Raw genomic sequence first — 3062 nt, 5'->3', positions numbered from 1 at the left:
ATGACGGCCGTGTGAGCTGAATGGTTACCACTCAGGTTAATTAAAATTTTAATTAAAAAATATCAAGACTTTCTTCTTTTTTTGTTATATAATCCCTCTGATTAATCTTAATATTTTATCAATAGTTTTAGTGTTAAGATAATGTTATATATAAGTAAATGATTAATAATATTTTTTAGGAGAGTAGTAATGGAAAATCCACAGGAATCCAAACCTGAATTTGGTAAAATTAGATCTTTTTTCTGGCCAATTTATTCAGACGAATTAAAAAAATTCCTGCCCATGGGTATGCTGATGTTTTTTATTCTTATGAACTATTCCTTACTACGAATTACAAAAGATTCACTGGTAGTCCCAGAAGTTGGCCCTGAAGCAATTCCCTGGCTTAAGGGTACACTAGTCATAGCATCCTCTATTATTTTTGTTTTGATATATACCAAACTTGTCAATATTCTCTCCCGAGAAACAAATTTTTATTTGATCATTTTCTTTTTTATCAGTTTTTTTGCAGCTTTTGGCTATGTACTTTATCCATCCTTAACTGCTATCCATCCAGATCCGGCAAGCATTTCAGCTTTACAAGAATCTTATCCCAGATTGAGCCCAGTATTTGCAATATATGGCGTTTGGCTATACGCAGTTGTTTATGTGCTGGCTGAATTGTGGGGAAGCGTAATGATTGCCCTCCTATTCTGGCAGTTTGCCAACGAAATCACACGAACACGAGAAGCAAAACGTTTTTATGCTATGTTTGGCCTTCTAGCCAACTTTGCACTTTTAGCTACTTGGGTGTTTACACTTTACGTTGATAAATTTGTTCGCCCAACTGTTCCAGCAAACGTTGATGAATGGGGTGTGGTCCTAATTTATTACATGTCTCTTGTTGCTCTTTCGGGTTTTATTATTATGGGAATTTACAGGTGGATGAACACCAACGTGCTTACGGACTCCAAATATTATGATGCAGCTGAAACTAGTGATAAAAAGAAAAGCAAAAAGCCCAAACTGTCAGTTTGGGAAAGTCTGGTTTATATTTGCAGTTCAAAGTACCTTGGCTTCATTGCACTTTTGATTATTGGATATGGTATTTCCATTAACCTGGTCGAGCTTGTTTGGAAGTCACAATTGCAGGAGCAATTTCCGCTTAAAGCTGATTACAGTGCAATGATGGGCTGGATTCAAGGACTCACAGGGATTTCAACAATCATTCTTATCCTACTACTCAAAGGAATTGTACAAAGAGTTGGTTGGTTTACTGCTGCAATCATAACACCTATAATGATTTTGGTTACTGGTATGCTGCTCTTCGGCTTCGTAAGTTACCGAGATGAAATGGCACCCCTCGCGCTGTTCTTTGGCACAACTCCCTTATGGATGGCTGTACTACTAGGATCAGCACAACAAATCTTAAGCAAAGGGACAAAGTATTCGTTGTTTGATCCAACTAAGGAAATGACCTATATTCCTCTTGATCAGGAATCAAAAATAAAAGGTAAGGCAGCTGTTGACGTGATTGGTGGCCGCCTTGGTAAGGCCAGTGGTGGCTACATCTCTATTGGTGTTTTGTTTGTAACAGGATGGGCAGTCTCAGAAGTTGCTCTAATTTTAGCAGCTATTGTCATCTTGGTGATTGGTCTTTGGCTGCTTGCAGCTAAAGGACTCAATTCCATGTACACTGCATTGAGGAAAGCCAAGAAAGAAATGGATACTGCCAAGCAGCAGCAAGCGGCACTGGAAAAAAAATAGGGAACTTGCCGCTTTTGGGTGTGGGTGTGATAGTTAAATAATATGATTTAAGAACACACCCGTTAACCCCTTCCCCACGGCCAGCACTGCTTGATGCGCGACTTAAGCTTTGGAATTAGCATCACATTTTCAATGCGCCTCGATAAAAAAGCTCCCGTATTTTCAAACTCAGGGCTATCATCGTTAAACCAATACAACAAGGTTGACGTATAAACACCTGCCAACAGCCCACGCTTGGTATAGAAATTAAAATCAGTGGCTGTGTCTCCGGCTGCATACCAGATTTGACTAACAGTGCGATAAAGCAGCCTAATCCCCAAAGCAGCATGATGCGGTAGAGCAAGATAGGCACAGGTTTTCTTGGCCGCAAGCCGGTGTGGTAGCATCAACTGCAAACGCGTCATTACAATCGTGTGTACACGCTCTCGAATTTTCATCTCTGCTAAATTCTGATCTTTTAATGCATCAAGCATTTGTTGATCCAGCATCGTACTGTAATGTTCGATAACGTTGCTGACACTACCCTGGAAAAGCTCATCAAATGTTGCAGTCTCTAGTTCTAGGTCTTGAATTGCTAATTTGACAGCTGCTTCATTCCAGCCATCAAAAGGAACATGTTTGAGAGTGGCTTCAACCACACGGCTCGCAAGCTCGGTATTGTTTTTGACATCTAGCATAAGTTTTTCCTTCCCTTTCTCATAAGGAATATACTAGAGTAAGATATATCCTTGTGAGGAATCAAGATTTCGGAGTTTATGATAGCGCAAAGCGCGCAGTTTACAATTGTAAATAAGCACTTTAAGCGTATCAGGAAACCGAAATCTTGATTCTTCTTTGGGTATAAGCCGGAATTTAATTTTTGCAAACCAACCCTAGAAAGGAGAGTGAATTTCGGTGCTGGTAATCGTTCGTAATAACGACTTGGAACGCGCGTTGAAGATTTTGAAAAAAAAACTACAACGTGAAGGCGTGTTTCGCGAAATGAAGCTGCGCAGGCACTTTGAAAAGCCTTCAGAGAAAAAAGCCCGCGAGAAAGCTGAATCGTTCCGCCGTATGCGCAAACTACAGCGCAAACGCCGCGACCGTGATTAAAATTTTTGATTTCCCAAACATAAACCCAGATATCATAATTGGTATCTGGAGTTTTTTGTAACCTATTCAACTCAGCTAGCTCATTCAATCATAATGAAGCTCATAATGCTTCTTTGGGAAGAAAGAACTCTACCTATCACCGGAAGACTAATACCTACGCAAAAACAACAGAAGGCCTACAAAGAACATTGGATATGAGATGGATAGTCCACAACTTTATTGAT

General features: G+C 39.8%; 3 protein-coding genes. 2 read left to right on the top strand and 1 reads right to left on the bottom strand.

All coding sequences use genetic code 11. The features are described 5' to 3' along the window. Positions 1-189 precede the first annotated feature (189 nt). On the top strand, positions 190-1746 hold the full coding sequence (locus ABFQ95_08270) for an Npt1/Npt2 family nucleotide transporter (GenBank protein ID MEN8237509.1): 1557 nt from the start codon (positions 190-192) through the stop codon (positions 1744-1746). Positions 1747-1808: 62 nt separating this feature from the next. On the opposite strand, the gene ABFQ95_08265 is transcribed toward ABFQ95_08270, so the two are convergent. Further along, positions 1809-2423 carry a COQ9 family protein gene (locus tag ABFQ95_08265; protein ID MEN8237508.1) on the bottom strand — a complete coding sequence of 205 codons (615 nt, stop codon included), beginning with the start codon at positions 2421-2423 and terminating at the stop codon, positions 1809-1811. Between the two features lie 217 nt (positions 2424-2640). On the opposite strand from ABFQ95_08265, the gene rpsU reads away from it, so the two are divergent. After that, on the top strand, positions 2641-2838 hold the full coding sequence (gene rpsU, locus ABFQ95_08260) for a 30S ribosomal protein S21 (protein MEN8237507.1): 198 nt from the start codon (positions 2641-2643) through the stop codon (positions 2836-2838). Positions 2839-3062: the final 224 nt, after the last annotated feature.

It is taken from the genome of Pseudomonadota bacterium (assembly GCA_039714795.1).
Taxonomy (GTDB): domain Bacteria; phylum Pseudomonadota; class Alphaproteobacteria; order JAGOMX01; family JAGOMX01; genus JBDLIP01.
Note: the sequence above shows the minus strand (reverse complement) of the source record. Positions and strands in the feature narration are given on the sequence as shown.